The sequence below is a fragment of the Dermacoccus sp. NHGro5 genome (assembly GCF_017565385.1).
Lineage (GTDB): Bacteria > Actinomycetota > Actinomycetes > Actinomycetales > Dermatophilaceae > Dermacoccus > Dermacoccus nishinomiyaensis.
Genome location: NZ_JAGEKQ010000019.1, coordinates 29804 through 48267 on the forward strand (window position 1 = coordinate 29804; position 18464 = coordinate 48267).

Genomic DNA, 18464 nt, shown 5'->3' on the forward strand with positions numbered 1-18464 from the left:
GCCTCATGGAGCGCGAATCACCTCAACCTCCCGCGCCGCCGAGGGGCCCGCGGCCTCAGACGGACGCAGCGTCGGCGAGTCGTTCGTAGCCGTAGAAGTCGCGCTGGCGTTCGTTCACCCAGACGCGAGGCCCGTCGGGGGCGCTGATGAGCGCGGTGCGCCCATAGGTCTCGTCGACGATCTCGACTTCCACCCCGGCCTCGCGGCACAGGCGCTCGAGATCGTCGAGCGCGTCGATCTGGAACGACAGTGCGGCACCGCCCTCCCCCTCGTGGACGAGCACCTCGCCGCCGCCCGCCGCGACCATCTCGACGAAGGTGCCCGCGTCACTGCGCAGGACCGGGTGGAGACCCAACGCCTCGAACGCCGTGACGGTCGTGTCAATCTCGCCGACCAACGACAGCGGCGTCACCATGAGCGCACCCGGTCGTCGCGGCCCCGTCGGCACCCGTCCTTCGACGACGGCGACGTCCGGCCCCGCAGGGCCGCGGTGCACGTCGAGCACGCGGCCGAAGTCCTCCGTCACCACCGGTCCGCCAACCCCCACCGCGGCCAGGGCGCCGCGCGCGGCATCGCGATCGGCGACGACGACCTGCAACGCGCAGGAGCCGGTCGGCGCCTCGTCGGAGGCGGCATGCACGCCCAGCAACCCACCGCCCGACATCTCGAACTCGGCGTACTCGGGCGAGGTCACGACCGGGTCGCCTCCCAAGGCCCGCGCCAGGTCACTCCATCGCTCGACATAGCCGGTGAACACGATCTGCCTCACCGCCACGCGCTGCGTGCCCTGCTCTTTCATCGCTTCTCCTCGAGGTAGTCGCTCATGACGTGCTCGACGAAGGCGGACAGGCTCAGCCCCTCGTCGATGCTGCGGTGCTTGATCTCTCGAACCAGGTCCGCAGGTAGGTAGACGTTGAACTGTGCCTTTTTCGGACGATTCTCGACCATCACCCCTCCTTGTTAGCTTGCTAGCAATTTAGCATGGACGACGGCGTTACCGCGCCAGAAGCAGGAAGGTGCTCGACACGACGACGCGGCCCGGCTCCCCGAAGGGGAACCGGGCCGCGTCGCTCGTGCAGGTGGGTCAGATCGCTCAGGCGGCGTTCTTCACCAGGTTGCGCAGCACGTACTGCAGGATGCCGTCATTGCGGTAGTAGTCGGCCTCACCGGGGGTGTCGATGCGAACGACCGCGTCGAACTCGATCGGCTCGCCGCCGTCCTTCGACGCGACGACCTTGACCGTCTTCGGCGTCGTGCCCTCGTTGAGCGCCTCGATGCCGGTGATCTCGAACGTCTCGGTGCCGTCGAGGCCCAGGTCGTCCGCGGTCTTGCCGGCCGGGAACTGCAGCGGCAGCACGCCCATGCCGATGAGGTTCGAGCGGTGGATGCGCTCGAACGACTCGGCGATGACGGCCTTGACGCCGAGCAGACGCGTGCCCTTGGCAGCCCAGTCGCGCGAGCTACCCGAGCCGTACTCCTTGCCACCGAGGACGACGAGCGGAACCCCGGCCTCCTGGTAGGCCTCGGACGCCTCGAAGATCGTCGTCTGCTCACCACCGTTGAGGAAGTTGCGCGTGAAGCCGCCCTCGACGCCGTCGAGGAGCTGGTTCTTCAGACGGATGTTCGCGAACGTACCGCGCACCATGACCTCGTGGTTGCCGCGACGCGAGCCGTAGGAGTTGAAGTCCTTGCGCTCGACGCCACGCTCGGCGAGGTACTTGCCCGCCGGGCTGTCGGCCTTGATGTTGCCGGCCGGGCTGATGTGGTCGGTCGTGACGGAGTCGCCGAGCTTCGCGAGCACGCGAGCGCCCGTGATGTCGGTGACCGGCGTCGTCTCCATCTTCATGCCGTCGAAGTAGTTCGGCTTGCGCACGTACGTCGACTTCTCGTCCCACGCGAAGGTCTTGCCCTCGGGCGTCTGCAGGCTCTGCCAGCGCTCGTCACCGGCGAAGACGTCGGCGTACTCCTTCGTGAACAGGTCCTTCTTGATCGCGCCCTTGATCGCGGCGTCGACCTCCTCGGCGGACGGCCAGATGTCCTCGAGGAACACATCGTTGCCGTCGTCGTCCTTGCCGATGGCGTCGTTCTCGAAGTCGAAGTCCATCGTGCCGGCCAGCGCGTAGGCGATGACGAGCGGCGGGGAGGCGAGGTAGTTCATCTTGACGTCGGGGCTGATGCGGCCCTCGAAGTTGCGGTTACCCGACAGGACGGCCGTCGCGGTGATGTCGTTCGCGTTGATCGCGTCCGAGATCTCCTGCTCGAGCGGACCCGAGTTACCGATGCAGGTCGCGCAGCCGTAACCGACGAGGTAGAAGCCGACCTTCTCAAGGCTCTCCCACAGACCTGCGGCGTCGTAGTACGCGGTGACGACCTTCGAACCGGGCGCCATCGACGTCTTGACCCACGGCTTGCGCGTCAGACCCTTGTCGGCGGCCTTCTTCGCGAGCAGACCGGCGGCCATCATGACCGACGGGTTCGACGTGTTCGTGCACGACGTGATCGAGGCGATCGCCACGTGACCGTGGTCGAGCGTGAACGAGCGACCGTCGTTCATCTTCACCTCGACCGGCTTCGAGACACGGCCCTCGGCCGACGGCACCGCGGCCTCGACGGGCGTGACGGGCGTGGAGTTGTCGGCCTGCTCGTCGCTGCCCGGCTGCACCGGGTCGGAGGCCGGGAACGTCGTGCCCTCGACGCCGTTGCCCTCGACACCCGAGGTGTAGCTCGGCAGCTGCTCACGGAACGTCTTCTTCGACTCGGACAGGATGATGCGGTCCTGCGGGCGCTTCGGGCCGGCGATCGACGGGACGACGTCGCCGAGGTCGAGCTCGAGGTACTCGGAGAAGCGGGGCTCGTTGCTCGGGTCGTGCCACAGGCCCTGCTCCTTGGCGTAGGCCTCGACGAGAGCGACCTGCTCGTCGTCACGGCCCGTCAGGCGCAGGTAGTCGAGCGTGACGTCGTCGATCGGGAAGATCGCACACGTCGAACCGAACTCGGGGCTCATGTTGCCGATCGTCGCGCGGTTGGCGAGCGGAACCTCGGCGACACCGTCGCCGTAGAACTCGACGAACTTGCCGACGACGCCGTGCTTGCGCAGCATCTCGGTGATCGTGAGGACGACGTCCGTGGCGGTGACGCCCGGCTTCGTCGAGCCCGTCAGCTTGAAGCCGACGACGCGCGGGATGAGCATGGAGACGGGCTGGCCGAGCATGGCCGCCTCGGCCTCGATACCGCCCACGCCCCAGCCGAGCACGCCGAGGCCGTTGACCATCGTCGTGTGCGAGTCGGTGCCGACGCAGCTGTCGGGGTAGGCCTTGCCCTCGCGCACCATGACGGTGCGGGCGAGGCGCTCGATGTTGACCTGGTGGACGATGCCCGTGTCCGGCGGGACGACCGCGAACTCGTTGAACGCCGTCTGGCCCCAGCGCAGGAACTGGTATCGCTCCTCGTTGCGCTGGTACTCGATCTCGATGTTCTTCTCGAACGCCTGCGGGTTGCCGAAGTCCTCGATGATGACGGAGTGGTCGATGACCATCTCGGCCGGGGCGAGGGGGTTGATCTTCGCCGGGTCGCCGCCGAGGTCGCCGACGGCCTCACGCATCGTGGCGAGGTCGACGACGCAGGGAACACCGGTGAAGTCCTGCATGATCACGCGCGCCGGCGTGAACTGGATCTCGGTGTCGGGGTCGGCGTTCTCGTCCCAGTTGCCCAGAGCAGCGATCTGCTCCTTCGTGACGTTCGCGCCGTCCTCGGTGCGCAGCAGGTTCTCGAGGAGAACCTTGAGGCTGTACGGGAGGTTCTTGCTGCCCTCGACCGTGTTGATGCGGTAGATCTCGTAGCTGTTCGAGCCAACCTCAAGGCTGCCCTTTGCTCCGAAGCTGTCCGTGCTCTGACTCACGCCGACTCCTTCGTCTGTTGCCTGGGCACGCACCCCTCGGGCACGCGTCCCGCGTCATTTATCTTGACGTCAAGATAATCAAATCACACGCCGGGAACGGGCCTCAGCAAAGGCATGCCTAACTTCGACAGCCCCGTCGTGACGCCGCTCTCACGATCGATCGTAGGCCGATCCGACGCGCCTGTCTGCCCGTGCGCACACTTGGTCGCGCCTGTTCCTGCTCACTGCGTGCGCGCCGAAGAACGGTTGACGATCAACCCCGCGGACGCAGCGTCGCGATGCACTCGACGTGCTGCGTCATCGGGAACGCGTCGAAGCCGCGCAGGTTCGTCAGCTCGTACCCGTGCGACGCGAAGTAGCCGAGGTCGCGCGCGAGTGCCGCCGGGTCGCACGCCACGTACGTGACGACGCGCGGTGCGAGGCCGACGATCGTCGCCACGACATCGCGTCCGGCACCGGCGCGCGGCGGGTCGAGGACGACGACGTCGGCACGCTCCAGCGGCAGGCGCGCCTTCTCCACGGGTGAGGTGACGAGGTCGACGTGGCGCGCACCGCCCATGTTGGTGCGCGCGTGGTCGACTGCGTCCGCGTCGGCTTCGACACCGACGACGCGCCCGTCAGGCCCGACGAGGTCGGCGAGCGCCCGCGTGAACAGGCCGACACCGCAGTACAGATCGAGGGCGCTCTCCCCCGGCTGCGGGTCGGTCTCGTCGATGACGGCGTCGAGGAACGTCGCCGCGGCGCCCGGGTGCACCTGCCAGAAACCGCGGGCACTGACGTCGAACTCCGCACTGCCGTGCGCCGATTCGACGACCTCGCGGACGGTCGGCGTCGCCTCACCCTTCGGCTGGGGCAGTTCGATGCCGATGATGTCGTCGCCGCCACTCGGGCGCACCAGGTCGAACCCGGTGACGCCGGCGTCGAAGCGTTCGTGCAGGGCGGGCGTGAACCCGGCATCAGCGATGAGGCAGTCGTCGATCTCGACGAGGCGGTGCGAGCGGTGCTCACGCAGTCCGGCCACGCCACCGTCGACGGCGAGTTCCAGGCGGGTGCGCCAGCGCAGACCTTCGGCTATTGGGCCGTCACCGGGCAGGGCCTCGACGGTGAGGTCGGGGAAGCCTGCGTCGACATCGAGCTTCGCGATGCGGGCGAGCTGTTCGCGCACGACGTCGGCCTTGAGGCGGCGCTGCGCGTCGAGACTCGCGTGCTGCCAGTCGCAGCCCCCACACAGGCCCGGCCCGGAGAACGGGCACGGCGGCGTCACCCGATCCGGTGAGGCGCCGAGGATCTCGATGGCGTCGGCGCGCAGGAACTTGGACTCGCTCGTGCCGTCCGTGATGCGCGCGACGACGCGCTCCCCCGGCAGCGCGTGACGCACGAACACGACGCGCCCGTCGTGACGCGCGACGCAGTGACCACCGTGCGCGACGTTCTCGACGTCGAGCTCGAGGCGCTGCCCCTCCATCGCAGTGCCCTTGCGGGTGCGTCGACGGTTCTGCGCGCTGCGGCGCCCGGGTGCGGTGCGAGAGGTTGCCATACGCCCCAGGGTTCCTGTCGTCGCCGCGAAACGCAACGAAGGTGGGCTTGGCTCGGATGGACACAGCTTCGATAAGGTCGAAGCGTGCACTACGTCATCATGGGTTGCGGCCGCGTCGGCTCCTACCTCGCGCGCAACCTCCAGGACGCCGGCCACTCCGTCGCCGTCGTCGACCGCGACGAGGCGGCGTTCCGTCGCCTGCCGAGCTCGTTCGAGGGCAGGCGTGTCGTCGGCATCGGTTTCGACCGCGACACCCTCGTCGCCGCGGGCATCGAGCAGGCGTATGCGTTCGCCGCCGTGTCCAGCGGCGACAACTCGAACATCCTCGCCGCACGCGTCGCGCGCGAGACGTACGGCGTCGACCACGTCGTCGCCCGTATCTACGACCCGGGCCGCGCCGAGATCTACGAGCGCCTCGGCATCCCCACCGTCGCGACGGTGCGCTGGGCCGCCGACCAGGTGATGCGGCGGCTCGTACCGCAGCAGGCCGTCACGGTCCACCAGGACCGCACGGGCAGCGTCAGCATCGTCGACATGCCCGTGGACGCCGCGTGGATTGGAACCCGTTACCGCGACCTCGAAGCCGCGACGGGCACGCGCGTCGCGTACGTCGCGCGCACCGGCACGGCGCTGTTGCCACGCGAGGATCTCGTGCATCAGGACGGCGACACCGTGCATCTCGTCCTCGCCACCCGCGACGTCGAGCGTGTCGAGGCCGTGCTCGCGGCAGCGCCGTCGAGCATCACGGGTGTGCGCCCTGCGTCATCCGGAACCGCGTCGTCCGGACACGCAGAAGCGTCCAACCCGACGACCCGCCAGCCCTGAGTCGACCCGCCGCCCGTCCGATCCGAACCGAAAGGCCCAGCATGCGCGTCGTCCTCGTCGGAGCAGGCAGCGTCGGACGTTCCATCGCCCGCGAACTACTGCTCAACCACCACCAGGTGCTACTCATCGACAAGTACGCTCGCGAGTCCCGCGTGCAGTCGATTCCGGAGGCCACCTGGCTGCTCGCCGACGCGTGCGAGGTCACGACGCTGCACGAGGCCCAGCTCGAGGCAGCCGACGTCGTCGTCTGCGCGACCGGTGACGACAAGGTCAATCTCGTCGTCTCTCTGCTCGCCAAGACCGAGTTCGGCGTGCCGCGCACCGTCGCACGCGTCAACAACCCGAAGAACGAGTGGATGTTCGACGACGGCTGGGGCGTCGACGTCGCCGTCTCGACGCCGCGGCTCATGACGGCGCTCGTCGAGGAGGCCGTCAGCGTCGGTGACCTCGTGCGCCTGTTCGAGTTCCAGCAGGGCAAGGCGACGATGGTCGAGCTGACGCTGCCCGCTCACGCGCCGTTCGTCGGCAGCCGCGTCGACGAGGTGCACCTGCCCGCCGACTGCGTGCTCGTCGGCATCATCCGCGACCAGCTGCCCATCGCACCGAGCCCCCACGACACCCTGCATGCCCTCGACGAACTGCTGTTCCTCGCGACCCCGTCGGCCGAGCGCGAGCTCGCGGCGACGCTGACGGGCCGGCGCCCCGAGGAGATCTCGACGGTGCACTCCGGCCCGCAGGCCTGAGGCCGCTCTGGGCTCGCGGCAGCGACGTTCGTCAGCGACCCTCGTCGACCTCGGCGGGCCGGATGTTCCTCCCGCGCCCGAGGTTCTCCTCACGGGCGATGTCTTCGACGTGCTCGGCGTGTTCAAGGCGCTCGTGGCCCTCGGGGTCGTCGTGCAGCAGCGGGTCGTGCGACTCGAGCGGCGTCTCACCCTTGACGAGCAGCAGCACCATGAGCCCGAGCGCCGCGAGGTACAGCGGCCATCCGAGCACGATCTTGCAGACGCCGAGCGCGGTGACGTCGTCGGCGAGGTACAGCGGCACCATGACGGCGAGACGGATGGCGAACAGCGCGGCGAACACCCACGTCAGGCGCGTGCAGACGCGCACCATCGAGTGGCTGCGCTGCCATGCCGTCGGGTCGTCCTTGAGGTTCGGGTCGCCGCCCGCGACGATGAAGCCCACGAGCGGCCAGCGCACGGCGATCGACAGCACGCTGATCGCGAGCATGACGCCGCCCTGGATGAGCCCAGGCAGGAACACGTCGGAGGCCTGCCCGGAGCGCTTCGCGAGGAACGCCGCGAGGGCCGTCGCGAACGCCGCCATGAGCACGAACCTCAGCGTCTGACGCTGCACGAGACGCAGCAGCGCGGCGAGGACAAGAACGGCGCCGGCGGCCAGCAACGCGGCGTTGAGGTTCTTCGTCGCCGTCCACACGATGACGAAGGCGACGGTCGGCAGCGCGGCCTCACAGGAACCGCGCCAGCCGCCCATCGCGGTTGACAACCGCTCGCGGATGACGGCCTCGACGGTGTTCGGTGCGTTCACGGCTGCTCCTCGGTGCGTGGGCTCGGCACCAGTTCGTACGCGGGGTTGAAGATGGCAGGCCGGGTGCGGTGCGTCGCGGCGAGACCGCGCGCCCGCACGGCGACACCGGGCTCGATACCGCCGATGTGGCGTCGCCCCAACCACACGAGCGCGACCTCGTCGCCGTCCGCCTCACGGACCTGGGCGACGACGGCGGGCACGTGACCGTCCGCGGCTCGCTCGTCGACGGAGGCGATGACGCCCTCGACGACGCGCGGTGTGCGCACCGGCGCGAGGCCCGGCATCGACGCCGGTTCGCGTTCCGGTGGCGAGTCGAGGCGGTGCGAGCCTCGCCGACGCTCGACGCGGCGTCGCAACCCGGTGGGCGCGACGCGACGCGCGAGCCACGGACGCATCAGCGGGTCTCCGTGATCTCCGGGCCGCGCTCGAGGGGGCCGACGGTGGGGGCGTCGGTGTGCTGCTCGTGCTCCTGCGCGCTCGCCTGAGCCTGCGCCATGAGCTCGGGCGGCAACGCCAGTTCGAGCAGTTCGCGCGGGGCGCGCGGGTCGGAACCACGGTGCACGACGACGGTGCGGACGAACTCCATCGCGCGGGCTGCGGCCTCGTCGTCAATGGCTGCGTCACCGGAGAGGACGGCGCGCAGGAACCAGCGCGGGCCGTCGACGCCGACGAACCGAGCCGGCGAGAACGTCGTGCGTCCGTCGGGTCCCTGGCTGGGCATCCGCACGCGCAGTTCCGTGCCGAGCGGCCCGTCGACCTCCTCGGCCGTGCCTCCGCCGGCGACGATCGCCTCGGCGATCTCGCGCCGGATGCCGTACCAGACGCCCGTCGTCTTGGGCGCGGCGAACACCTGCAACTGCACCGCAGACGTGCCGGCCTCGCCGAAGACGGCCGTCAGGCCCGTGAGGGTCTGGGACGTCTCGTCGACGTCGAGACGCAGCTCGATGTCCGCGGTCGGCACGAGGCGCAGCGAACCGAAGTCCATCTCATCGCGCGTCGGGGCCGAGGCGGAGTCGTAGGGGCCGTCGCTCAGGTCGACCTCCTCCCGCGGACGCAGCTTCGAACGCCGTCGGCGCGCAGCCTCGTCGTCCTCGGCGCTCGGCTCGTCGAGGTCGAAATCGTCGAGGTCATCAACGTCCGTGGAAGCGTCGTCAGCGGGCGTGGTCGGTTCGACCTCTTCGATCGTCGCAGCGTCCTTCGCCGCGTCGGCGCCCTTCTTGCGTCGTCCGAAAACGGCCATGTTCACTTTCCCTCTCGCTGGGGCGCGCGCCCCGTGTCGAAACCACCGCTGGAGCCGTGGCCGGATTCACCGCGTTGCGTACTCGTCAGCGATTCCACGTGCTCGAACACCACGTGCTCGACGCGCTGGATGACGAGCTGGGCGATGCGATCGCCGCGTGAGATCGTGAAGGGCTCGCGCGCGTCGGTGTTGATGAGGCTGACCTGGATCTCGCCGCGATACCCCGAGTCGACGACGCCCGGTGCGTTGAGCACCGTGATGCCGTGGCGCGCCGCGAGCCCCGAGCGGGGGTGCACGAAACCGGCCCAGCCAGGCGGCAGTGCGAGCGCGACGCCCGTCGGGACGAGCGCACGGTGGCCGGGCGCGAGCGTCAGGCCGATGCGGGCACGCAGGTCCGCGCCCGCATCGCCGTCGTAGGCGTACGCGAGCGGCTCGAGACCGGCGTCGAGCTGGAGCACCTCGACGTGCAGGGCTTCGGCGGCACTCATCCTCAGGCGCAGTCGCTGCAGACCGGCAGGCCGCCGTCTTCCTCGGCGAGCTGGCTGCGGTGGTGGACGAGGAAGCACTTGCTGCAGGTGAACTCGTCGGCCTGACGCGGCAGGACGCGGACGGAAAGCTCTTCGCCGGACAGGTCGGCTCCCGGCAGCTCGAAGCCTTCGGCGTGCTCGGTCTCGTCGACGTCGACGCTGCCGGACGACTTGTCGGTGCGCCGGGACTTCAGCTCCTCGATCGAATCCTCGTTGACGTCGTCGTCGTTCTTGCGGGGGGCATCGTAATCAGTTGCCATCAGTGTTCTTTCTTCGCTGCGTGCGTGAGGGTGGGCGAAGCGCCCCCATCACTTGATTCCCCGCTGTAACGCGCGGCTGAGCCATTTTGTGCCCGCATACTAACGCGCCGCGGGGAAAAGGCAACCGCGAAGCGCCTCGTGAATCTTCGGGGTCGACGCGACGGCCATGGTCTTACCCGCGGGTAGCCCGGGCATGCCGCTCATGAGAGCGCCCGCCTCGGTTGCGATGACCTGGCCGGCGGCCTGATCCCAGGCGTTGATCCCCGACTCGTAGTACGCGTCGAGAATGCCCTCCGCGACGAAGCACAGGTCGATGGCGGCCGCGCCGGCGCGACGCACGTCACGCACCTGCGGCAGCAACGATGCGAGCATCTGCCCCTGCGCGCGGCGTTTGTCGGCCTCGTAGCCGAACCCTGTGCCGACGAGTGCAAGCTCGAGCCGCTTGCACCCGCTGACGGCGAGTGGGCGTCGCCGTCCCGCCCGGTCGACGACCTCGGCGCCCTGACCGTGGCCCGCTACGTACGTGCGATCCAGCTCCGGCACCGCGACGGCGCCCGCGACCGGCAGCCACGCACCCTCGCGGGCGGTGTCGCCGACGCACACGGCGACGGAGACGGCGTAGAACGGGTGGCCGTAGAGGTAGTTGACGGTGCCGTCGATCGGGTCGATGACCCACGTCAGCCCGGACGTGCCGGCGCTCGCTCCGTCCTCCTCACCGAGGATGGCGTCGTCGGGGCGCGCCGCGGCGATGCGCGCGCGCAGCAGTTCTTCACTGCGGCGGTCCATGACGGTGACGACGTCGACCTCGCTCGACTTCGTGTCGGCGACGCCGAGCGCGTCGGGGCGTTCGTCGACGATGAGCTCGCCCGCCTCGCGCGCGAGGTCGAACGCGAGATCGCGCAACACGCGCACCGTCGCGTCATCCGGCACGAGGTGCGTCAGCGCGCCGAGGCCGTGCCCGCCGGCCTGTTCGCTCACCGCGTCAGTCCCGGCCGCACAGCGCGGGCTTCGCGGCGCGCAGGTTGGGGCAGCAGCCGGGTTCGCAGACGCTGGGTCGCGCCTCGCCGGGCCACGCGGGGTGCTCGGGCGATTCGCCGCGTGTCTCCGCGGCGCGTTCCTCGAGCAGGTCGACGAGGCCATGGACGAACTCGGGGTCGACGCCGACCGTCGGCACGCGACGCATCGTCAGCCCCAGGCGCTCGGCGGTCTCGGCGGCCTCGGTGTCGAGGTCGAACGCGACCTCCATGTGGTCGGAGACGAACCCGATCGGCGCGACGACGACGTGCGTCACGCCGCGCTCGGCGAGGTTCTCGAGGTGGTCGTTGATGTCCGGTTCGAGCCACGGCTGCGACGGCGGGCCCGAACGCGAGCAGTACACGAGCGCACCTTCGAGCTCGCGTGACAGCGTCGCGTTGGCCTCCGAGAGGATCGCCGCGCCCAGCTCGTCGTGCTGCTGCCAGTACAGGTTGCCGTCGCCGTCACCGGGGCCGGAGGTGTCGTCCATCGCGAGCGGGATCGAGTGGGTGACGAACACGACCTGCACCTGCTCGTCGGGAACGCCCGCGAACTCACGCAGGGCGTCCGTCACGAGGCGCGTGTTGGTGCGCGCGAAGCTCGGGTGCGTCGCGAACTGACGCACCTTGTCGATGCTCAAGGCGCCCTCGGGGACGCTGCCGTCCTCGGACAGCTCGTGCGAGGCCGCCGCGAGATCCTCGCGGTACTGACGGCACGAACTGTAGGAGGAGTAGGCACTCGTCGTCAGCGTGACGACGCGGCGCGCGCCGTCGGCGTACGCCTCGCGCAGCGTGTCAGCGAGGAACGGCTCGGAGTTGCGGTTGCCCCACACGATCGGCGTCGTGATGCCGCGACGCTCGAACTCGGCGCGCAGCGCCGCGATGAGGGCACGGTTCTGATCGTTGATGGGGCTGCGCCCGCCCATGATCTCGTAGTGGTGCGCGACGTCGGCGAGCCGCTCGTCGGGGATGCCGCGCCCGGCCGTCACGCGGCGCAGGAACGGCATGATCTCGTCGGCCTTCTCGGGGCCGCCGAACGACGCGAGCAGCACCGCGTCGTAGGGCTCGAGGGCGTTCGCTTCGGTCATGGGCGATCTCCTGTTCGAAGGGGCTGCGGCGCGTTGAGGTCGAGGATGACGGCCACGATGCGCAGCACGAAGACGATGACGACGCAGCACCACAGTACGGGCACGCTGTAGTGGTGGCTCTCGTGGGCCACGACGACGAGGGACGAACCGAGCAGCGCCGGCACCGCGTACAACTCGCGGCGCAGCACCTCGGGGACCTGGCCGACGATGACGTCACGCATGAGCCCGCCGCCGACGGCCGTCAGCACGCCGACGAAGATCGACGTCGTCGCACCCATCCCGTACGACAGCGCCTTGATCGATCCGGCGACGCAGAACAGGGCCAGGCCCGCGGCGTCGAGGATGCGCACGAGGCGCGCGATGCGGCTCACCTCGGGGTGCAGGACGAACGCACAGATGCCGGCGAGCAGGCAGACGCCCATGAGGCGCCAGTCGCTGACGCCGACGGGCGGCGTCTGGCCGATGAGCAGGTCGCGCAGCACCCCACCGCCGAGGCCTGACATGCCGGCGAGGACGATGACGCCGAGTACGTCGAGGCGTTTGCGCACCCCGACGAGCCCGCCCGACAGGGCGAAGACGAAGACGCCGACGAGGTCGAGGACGAGCTGCAACGAGTGGCTTTGCGTGAGCACCATGGCAGGCGACACGCTACCGCGGGCGGGGCGGCCTCCCGGAATCGTTCGTGGGAGCATGGCAGGGTAACGCCCAAGGTCTGGTTACGGATGGAGTTCGTCGTGCAGGAATTGCGTTTGGTGGGGGTCGCGGAAGACGGGGCGAACCTCCTGCTCGCCGACGGTGACGGCGGGCGCTTCACCCTCGCCATCACCGACGAGTTGCGCACGACGATCCGGCGCGATCGTCGTGAGCCGGCCAGCGCCGACCGCCAGGCCAAGCAGGAGAACCCGCTGCGTCCGCGCGACGTGCAGGGCCTCATTCGCGGCGGCGTGCCGCTCGAGGAGATCGCCGAGCGCGCCGGCTGGTCGCTCGAGAAGGTGCAGCGCTACGAGGGCCCGATCCGCGCCGAGCGCGACTACGTTTCCGAACTTGCCCAGAGGGTGCAACTGTTCGGTCGCGGTGAGACGACGACGCTGCGCGAGCGCGCTGACCGCCGTCTCGCCGAACGCGGCGTCGAGGCCGAGCGCGTCGTGTGGGACAGCTGGAAGAACGACGACACGCACTGGACCGTCATCGTGCGTTTCCCCGCAGGCGGCCGTCAGCGCGAGGCGACGTGGCTGTTCGACCCGGTCAACCGCGCTCTGCGCACCGTCGACGACGAGGCCCGCTGGCTCGGCGGCGACGAGATCGCCGCGGCCGACGAGGACTCGCCGGAGCGTCAGAAGGCCGCCGCCCGCAAGGGCGGCGCCCGCACGCACCGTGACGCGCCCGTCTACGACGTCGAGGCCGAAGGTGGCCTCGCCGATGCCCAGGACCCGCACCTCGGTGCGCGCCTGTCACCCTCCGACCCGCGCGCCGGCGCCGGTGACCTCACCGCGTCGATGCGTGCACGTCAGGCCAGCCGCGGCCGTGGCCGCTCGTCGTCGCAGCGTTCGAGCGGCGGCGCGGGCACGACGTCGGCGACGTCACGGGCCACCCAGTTGCCGGCGTCGATGGCACCGACCGAACGCACCGAGCGCATCGACGTGGGCACGACTCCCCCGCCGCTGCCCTCTCACCCGCGTCCCGAAGAACTCACCGAATCCGGCGAGGAGTCGCGTGAGGCGCCCGTGAATACCGCTGGGGGCGAACGTGATTCGTCGGGTCGTGACGGCGACGCCGTCACGAGCGATGCGGTGACGACGAGTGCCGCGGGTTCTGGTGCCGACGCTCGGGGCGTGACCGGCGCGAGCGACGACGACTCGCACGCCGGCGCGCAGAGTGACGACACGAACAGCGAGACGTCGCGCCATGAAGACGTCGACGAGGCGTCCGGCAAGGCCGCGCGCGGCTCCCGTCGTCGCAAGTCGCGCCGCCCGCGCGCCCGCGTCGAACAGGCATCTGTGCGTGGCGCACTGCGCGATGACGACGACGAGCACGACGAGTCGCTCTTCGGCGAACTGCCCGGCCACCACGACGGTGGCGACGTCTACGACGACGATGCCATCGGCGCGGAGCACGACGGCGAACACGAGTTCGATGACGTCGCGACCGACTCGTCCGCGGTATTCGACGAGGAGGTAGCGGCACAGGCCGAGAACGAGTCTTCCGACGATGTCGAGAAGAGCGCGTCGGCGGCCGACGAGGAGACCTCCGGCACCGACACCCGCGAAGCTGCGCCGACGAAGAACGACACCACGTCGAGGGACGCGTCGTCGAAGGGCACCTCGAAGGGCGCCTCGCCCGCGGTGCCGCCGCGCGCGAGTCAGAGCCGCAAGAGCTCGCGTCCGAGCGTGCCGAGCTGGGACGACATCATGTTCGGGGGCCGCGGCCCCAAGAAGTGAGGCGCGGACCGCGCCCTGCGTTCCATGCGACGACGAGTGCGGTCCACGTCAGCAGCACGACCGCGGCGGCGTACATGCCGATCGTCGCGTCGGTCGGGATGATGCAGGCGAAGATGCCGCCGAGCACCCACGCGAGCTGCAGCACCGTCTCCGATCGCGCGAAGGCGCTGGTGCGCACGGCCTCGGCGAGATGATCCTGGATCAGCGTGTCGAGCGCCAGTTTGCCGAGCGCCTGCCCGAGGCCGGCGACGAGCCCGACGATGACGGCCGTCATGAGATCGAAGTGCACCGCGGCGACGACGACGGCCGCGGTGTCCGCGAGCAGGCACGCGAGGATGACGACGCGCGGCGCGAGCGCGCGCACGACAGCTCCGGCAACGGAACCGAGCGCGTTGCCGATGGCGGCGGCGCCGACGACGATGGCGAGCAGCGTCGTCACCTTGTCCTCCCACCCGGGCAGCGGATGGGTCTTCATGAGGAACGCCATGAACATCGTGAGGAAGCCGCTGACCCAGCGCAGCCCGGTGTTCGTGCGCAGCGCAGCGACGACGGCGGGCGGCATCGTCAGCTTCGGGGCACGCAGTGAACCGTCGTGGCGGTCGGAGTCGATGTTCGCCGGCAGCAGGATTGCGAGGATGGTGCCGAACACGAACAGCAGGAACGCGGCGCGGAACGCCCACGTCGCCCCGAACAGCGCGGCCGCGCCACCGGCGAGCGGGCCACCGATCGTCGCGCCCGTGACGCCCGCGAGGCTCATGCGGCTGTTGGCGCGCACGAGGGTCATCCCGTCGGGCAGCAAACGCGGCGTCGCCGATGATCGGGTGACGATGTAGGCCTTGCTCGCGACGAGGATGGCGAGCGCCGCGGGGAACTGCCAGACGGAGTCGCGTTCGATCGCGTCGGCGAGCACCCAGCACAGGAAGCCGCGCAGCGCGAACGTCGCACCCATCGCCCACCGACGGCCGTGACGATAGCGGTCGAGCAGCGGCCCGACGAGGGGCGCGACGATGGCGAACGGCAGCATCGTGAGCACGAGGAAGAGCACGACGTGGCTCTTCGCCTCCCCCGGCTGCGCGGAGATGAACAGCGTCCCGGCGAGTCCGACGGTGACGGCGGCGTCCCCCGCGTTCGACAGCGCGTGCACCTCCATGAGGCGCCCCAGGCCGCTCTCGCCGGCGCCCTGGGCGTTGCTCGCGCGCCGGGCGGCGCGCAGGGACGCCTTCGTCGCCCCCGCGCTCAGGCGAGCAGCACCACGCACGCCCTGGCCGGCGAGGCGCCCCGCGGCGAGTGCACCACCGGCCATGCGTCGGGCGTTGTCGGATGCGGACGTTCCGGCCGTGCCCTGGGTGGCGTCAGGCGCCGGGCCGTCTGTCTCGTCGCCTCGATTCGATGCAGCCGCGCGTGCGAGCTCGCGCGTCTCGTCCAGCTCGCGGGCGTCACCGCGCGCGGTCGTCTCGTCCCACCCGCGGGTGTCATCGTCCGCGGCGGGTCGTCCGGCGCGCCAATTCGGAGCGTACGAACCGCGCGCCCAGTACGGCGTCGTGTCGTCGGCGTCGTCGTCTCGAGGGCCGGAGCCTGGCGTGGACATGGCGACTCAGGGGCCTTCGTGTGCCGTCGACGATTCGCCCGCAGGCTCGGACGCGACGAACGTCGAGGCGGGCACCGGGCAGACGTCGAGGTCGAACGGCATCTGCTGCGCCCCGATCGTGCGCGCGGCATGTGACGTCATGCGACGCATGAAGTGGCGCCGGCACAGTACCTCGTACTCGACGAGTGGCGTCTCGCCCTGGTCGCCGGTGTCGCCGACGACGACCTGCTCGCCCTCGACGACCATCGTGCCGTCGACGACGCGGGCGTTGTGCGTCGCGCGCTTGCCGCACCAGCACAACGCCTCGACCTGCAGCAGCTGTGTGCGGTCGGCGAGTTCGAACAGGCGACGCGAGCCGGGGAACAGTTGGGTCTTGAAGTCGGCGGTGATGCCGAACGCGAAGACGTCGACGTCGAGTTCGTCGACGACGCGCGCGAGCTGATCGATCTGCTCGGGCTCGTAGAACTGCACCTCGTCGGCGATGACGTAGTCGAGCTCGCCGAGGGTGACGCGCGCGGAGACGGCGAGATCCCACAGGTCGAGGCCGGCGTTCACCTCGAGGGCCTCGCGGCGCAGGCCGAGGCGGGAGGAGATGACGGCCTCACCGGCGCGGTCGTGCTGGGTGAGGACGATGCCGCGACGGCCGCGCGCGGCATGGTTGTGATCCATCTGCAGCGCCAGCGTCGACTTGCCGCAATCCATCGTTCCGGTGAAAAACACGAGCTCAGCCACGGTCAGTCACCCTAGCGCGCGCCGAGGTGGAGGAACGGCACGTCGAGTTCGTCGGGCGTCATCGCACCGTGCTGGCCGAGCAGCGTGAGCACGCGGTCGCTCATGACACGCGAGTCGACGTACCCGCGCGCGCTCGTGACGGAGACGACGACGTCGCCGAAGCGTCCGGCGGTGGCGGGATCGAGCGCGCCGACCCAGCCGGCGTCGGCGAGCTGTTCGCGGGTGAAGACGTGTCCGTGCGCGCCGATCTCGGCGCGCCAACGCGATCCGACGTCCGCGAGCGCCCCCGGCTCGACGTACAGGTGCAGCGCGCGCATCTCTCCCCCGACGCGTCGGACGCCGTCGCGCAGGTGCGGCGTCGTCGCGATGTCGACGCGCGCGTCGAGGGGGACGTCGACCATGCCGTGGTCGGCGGTCAGCGTGAGAGACGTGCCCGCGGGGCGCCCGAAGTCGAGGCGCGCCATCGCGTCGTCGAACACGGCGAGCTCGTGCGCCCACTGCGGCGAGCCGACGCCGTGGACGTGGCCGGCCTTGTCGATCTCGCCCCAGTAGAGGTAGACGAGTCGGTGACCGCGCCGGGTGGCGGCCAGCGCCGCGTCGACGCGGTCGTCGAGCCCCTCGGCCGGGTAGAACGTCGCGCCGCGCAGGGCGGCGTTCGTCAGGCCCGAGCCGTCGAAGTAGCCGGGTCCGATCATGGCGGGACGCAGCCCGGCGGCGTCGGCGCGTTCGAACACCGTCGGGTTCGGTTGCCACGCCTGCGGATTCGGCCCGTCCTTCCACGTCAGCTCGTTGAACACGCGCCCCGTCGCGGGGTCGACGACGAGGTAGCCGGCCAGGCCGTGCGCGCCGGGGGGCAGGCCGGTGCCGAACGTGCCCATCGACGTCGCCGTCGTCGTCGGGAAGCCCGCGGCGAGGGTCTGCATCCGCTCGAGGTGCTCGCGCAGGAACGGTGCGTGCGCGCTCTGGCGGCGCAGCAGCCGCGCGCCCAGCCCGTCGGCGAGGACGACGATCGCCGCGCGCGCCTGCGGCAGCTTGCGCCCGGCCCCCGCGAACGCGACGGGGTCGAGGCTGCGTGCCACGGACGGCAGCACACCGGCGAGCCCGTCGGCGTCATAGCGGGGAGCCTTCATCGCGGGCGTCAGCGGGCCGTGGAGCCGACGACGGCCGACAGGGCGTGCGCGAACGTCATCGCCTGCTGCAGGTGACCCTCTCCCTCGGCGTCGGCGGAGATGCGCAGGCTGATGTCGTCGCCGGTGATCGTGCCGTCGTAGCCGTGGTCCGCGTCGCAGTTCGGGTCGCCGCACGTCGCGGGCAGCAGGTCGATGCGGCTGATCGTGCCCCAGCCGATCGTCAGCGTCACCTCGCGCCCGAGGCTGCCGGAGCGGTAGCGCTCCGGGGAAGTGACGACGTGCGTCAGCGTCACGCCGCGCACGAACGACAGCGCGACCGTCTCCGATGTCGCCGTCACGGCCTGACGCGTCGAGCGCACACCCCCGGCGGCTGAGTCGTCGTGGTCGTCGGCGTGAACGATGACGAGCTTCGTCGGCGTCAGCACGAGCACCGTGATGTGACGCAGCAGTTCGTCCTGCTCGAAGGTCGTCTCCACGTGCACGAGGTGCTGGCGCACCTCGTCACCGGCGAGCGCGGTGGCCACGACGTCGCGCACGAGCGCGGGAAAATAGCCAGCCTCGTCGATGGCACGAGCGAGGTCGGTGGGAAGGTTCTGAGCCATGCCTGCCATCATCCCATCCTGCGGCCCGCGCTCGCCTC

The 18464-nt window shown here is 70.3% G+C and carries 19 protein-coding genes; 3 read left to right on the forward strand and 16 right to left on the reverse strand.

All coding sequences use genetic code 11. The annotated features are described in order from the left end of the window. Positions 1–55: 55 nt before the first annotated feature. From J4Z35_RS09470 to J4Z35_RS09485, 4 genes are all read right to left on the reverse strand, one after another. The gene (locus tag J4Z35_RS09470) at positions 56–799 is read right to left on the reverse strand and encodes a VOC family protein (RefSeq protein WP_074039188.1); all 744 of its coding nucleotides are present in this window, start codon (positions 797–799) and stop codon (positions 56–58) included. Continuing rightward, positions 796–948: a CopG family transcriptional regulator gene (locus tag J4Z35_RS09475; RefSeq protein WP_062255911.1), complete on the reverse strand. Its 153-nt coding sequence runs from the start codon at positions 946–948 to the stop codon at positions 796–798. The genes J4Z35_RS09470 and J4Z35_RS09475 overlap by 4 nt, the downstream gene beginning before the upstream one ends. A gap of 145 nt (positions 949–1093) precedes the next feature. After that, positions 1094–3898: an aconitate hydratase AcnA gene (gene acnA, locus J4Z35_RS09480; protein WP_074039187.1), complete on the reverse strand. Its 2805-nt coding sequence runs from the start codon at positions 3896–3898 to the stop codon at positions 1094–1096. Positions 3899–4151: 253 nt separating this feature from the next. Continuing rightward, on the reverse strand, positions 4152–5435 hold the full coding sequence (locus tag J4Z35_RS09485) for a class I SAM-dependent RNA methyltransferase (RefSeq protein WP_074039186.1): 1284 nt from the start codon (positions 5433–5435) through the stop codon (positions 4152–4154). A gap of 84 nt (positions 5436–5519) precedes the next feature. Here J4Z35_RS09485 and J4Z35_RS09490 point away from each other — a divergent pair, with 84 nt between their 5' ends. Together J4Z35_RS09490 and J4Z35_RS09495 are read left to right on the forward strand one after the other, a co-directional pair. Further along, on the forward strand, positions 5520–6260 hold the full coding sequence (locus J4Z35_RS09490) for a TrkA family potassium uptake protein (RefSeq protein ID WP_074039185.1): 741 nt from the start codon (positions 5520–5522) through the stop codon (positions 6258–6260). Between the two features lie 41 nt (positions 6261–6301). After that, a complete protein-coding gene (locus tag J4Z35_RS09495) occupies positions 6302–7003 on the forward strand; it encodes a TrkA family potassium uptake protein (RefSeq protein WP_074039184.1) in 702 nt (233 codons plus the stop codon). Positions 7004–7034: 31 nt separating this feature from the next. On the opposite strand, the gene J4Z35_RS09500 is transcribed toward J4Z35_RS09495, so the two are convergent. The 8 genes from J4Z35_RS09500 to J4Z35_RS09535 form a co-directional block, all read right to left on the reverse strand. Continuing rightward, entirely contained in the window at positions 7035–7808 is a 774-nt protein-coding gene (locus J4Z35_RS09500; protein WP_074039183.1) for a DUF3159 domain-containing protein, read from the reverse strand. Next, positions 7805–8203 carry an OB-fold nucleic acid binding domain-containing protein gene (locus J4Z35_RS09505; protein WP_074039182.1) on the reverse strand — a complete coding sequence of 133 codons (399 nt, stop codon included), beginning with the start codon at positions 8201–8203 and terminating at the stop codon, positions 7805–7807. Before J4Z35_RS09505 ends, J4Z35_RS09500 begins: the two co-directional genes overlap by 4 nt. After that, positions 8203–9048: a DUF3710 domain-containing protein gene (locus J4Z35_RS09510; protein WP_074039181.1), complete on the reverse strand. Its 846-nt coding sequence runs from the start codon at positions 9046–9048 to the stop codon at positions 8203–8205. Before J4Z35_RS09510 ends, J4Z35_RS09505 begins: the two co-directional genes overlap by 1 nt. Before the next feature lie 2 nt (positions 9049–9050). Then, on the reverse strand, positions 9051–9536 hold the full coding sequence (dut, locus tag J4Z35_RS09515) for a dUTP diphosphatase (RefSeq protein ID WP_074039180.1): 486 nt from the start codon (positions 9534–9536) through the stop codon (positions 9051–9053). A gap of 2 nt (positions 9537–9538) precedes the next feature. Beyond that, the gene (locus J4Z35_RS09520) at positions 9539–9835 is read right to left on the reverse strand and encodes a DUF4193 domain-containing protein (protein WP_006945221.1); all 297 of its coding nucleotides are present in this window, start codon (positions 9833–9835) and stop codon (positions 9539–9541) included. Positions 9836–9934: 99 nt separating this feature from the next. After that, a complete protein-coding gene (locus J4Z35_RS09525) occupies positions 9935–10813 on the reverse strand; it encodes an inositol monophosphatase family protein (RefSeq protein WP_074039179.1) in 879 nt (292 codons plus the stop codon). Positions 10814–10817: 4 nt separating this feature from the next. After that, on the reverse strand, positions 10818–11936 hold the full coding sequence (locus tag J4Z35_RS09530; RefSeq protein ID WP_074039178.1) for a ferrochelatase: 1119 nt from the start codon (positions 11934–11936) through the stop codon (positions 10818–10820). Continuing rightward, positions 11933–12571 (reverse strand): trimeric intracellular cation channel family protein, encoded by a 639-nt coding sequence (locus tag J4Z35_RS09535; protein ID WP_038567845.1) that lies wholly within the window; start codon positions 12569–12571, stop codon positions 11933–11935. The genes J4Z35_RS09530 and J4Z35_RS09535 overlap by 4 nt, the downstream gene beginning before the upstream one ends. Positions 12572–12658: 87 nt before the next feature. On the opposite strand from J4Z35_RS09535, the gene sepH reads away from it, so the two are divergent. Beyond that, on the forward strand, positions 12659–14374 hold the full coding sequence (gene sepH / locus J4Z35_RS09540) for a septation protein SepH (RefSeq protein WP_074039177.1): 1716 nt from the start codon (positions 12659–12661) through the stop codon (positions 14372–14374). Here the strand turns inward: sepH and J4Z35_RS09545 are convergent. The 4 genes from J4Z35_RS09545 to J4Z35_RS09560 are packed head-to-tail and all read right to left on the reverse strand — an operon-like array spanning position 14343 to position 18435. Continuing rightward, positions 14343–15962 (reverse strand): MFS transporter, encoded by a 1620-nt coding sequence (locus J4Z35_RS09545; protein ID WP_006946905.1) that lies wholly within the window; start codon positions 15960–15962, stop codon positions 14343–14345. The genes sepH and J4Z35_RS09545 overlap by 32 nt on opposite strands. Positions 15963–15968: 6 nt before the next feature. After that, positions 15969–16694: a thymidine kinase gene (locus tag J4Z35_RS09550; protein ID WP_062255883.1), complete on the reverse strand. Its 726-nt coding sequence runs from the start codon at positions 16692–16694 to the stop codon at positions 15969–15971. Positions 16695–16705: 11 nt separating this feature from the next. Next, on the reverse strand, positions 16706–17824 hold the full coding sequence (locus tag J4Z35_RS09555; RefSeq protein WP_074039176.1) for a nucleotide pyrophosphatase/phosphodiesterase family protein: 1119 nt from the start codon (positions 17822–17824) through the stop codon (positions 16706–16708). A gap of 8 nt (positions 17825–17832) precedes the next feature. Then, positions 17833–18435, reverse strand: coding sequence for a DUF5998 family protein (locus tag J4Z35_RS09560; protein ID WP_074039510.1), 603 nt, complete (start codon positions 18433–18435; stop codon positions 17833–17835). Positions 18436–18464: the final 29 nt, after the last annotated feature.

Coding starts and splice junctions, on each gene's coding strand:
- J4Z35_RS09505 (WP_074039182.1), bottom strand. CDS start 8,203: ATGCGTCCGTGGCTCGCGCGTCGCGTCGCGCCCACCGGGTTGCGACGC.
- J4Z35_RS09530 (WP_074039178.1), bottom strand. CDS start 11,936: ATGACCGAAGCGAACGCCCTCGAGCCCTACGACGCGGTGCTGCTCGCG.
- sepH (WP_074039177.1), top strand. CDS start 12,659: ATGGAGTTCGTCGTGCAGGAATTGCGTTTGGTGGGGGTCGCGGAAGAC.
- J4Z35_RS09485 (WP_074039186.1), bottom strand. CDS start 5,435: ATGGCAACCTCTCGCACCGCACCCGGGCGCCGCAGCGCGCAGAACCGT.
- J4Z35_RS09520 (WP_006945221.1), bottom strand. CDS start 9,835: ATGGCAACTGATTACGATGCCCCCCGCAAGAACGACGACGACGTCAAC.
- J4Z35_RS09495 (WP_074039184.1), top strand. CDS start 6,302: ATGCGCGTCGTCCTCGTCGGAGCAGGCAGCGTCGGACGTTCCATCGCC.
- J4Z35_RS09560 (WP_074039510.1), bottom strand. CDS start 18,435: ATGGCAGGCATGGCTCAGAACCTTCCCACCGACCTCGCTCGTGCCATC.
- J4Z35_RS09545 (WP_006946905.1), bottom strand. CDS start 15,962: ATGTCCACGCCAGGCTCCGGCCCTCGAGACGACGACGCCGACGACACG.
- J4Z35_RS09475 (WP_062255911.1), bottom strand. CDS start 948: ATGGTCGAGAATCGTCCGAAAAAGGCACAGTTCAACGTCTACCTACCT.
- J4Z35_RS09535 (WP_038567845.1), bottom strand. CDS start 12,571: ATGGTGCTCACGCAAAGCCACTCGTTGCAGCTCGTCCTCGACCTCGTC.
- J4Z35_RS09510 (WP_074039181.1), bottom strand. CDS start 9,048: ATGGCCGTTTTCGGACGACGCAAGAAGGGCGCCGACGCGGCGAAGGAC.
- J4Z35_RS09470 (WP_074039188.1), bottom strand. CDS start 799: ATGAAAGAGCAGGGCACGCAGCGCGTGGCGGTGAGGCAGATCGTGTTC.
- dut (WP_074039180.1), bottom strand. CDS start 9,536: ATGAGTGCCGCCGAAGCCCTGCACGTCGAGGTGCTCCAGCTCGACGCC.
- J4Z35_RS09555 (WP_074039176.1), bottom strand. CDS start 17,824: ATGAAGGCTCCCCGCTATGACGCCGACGGGCTCGCCGGTGTGCTGCCG.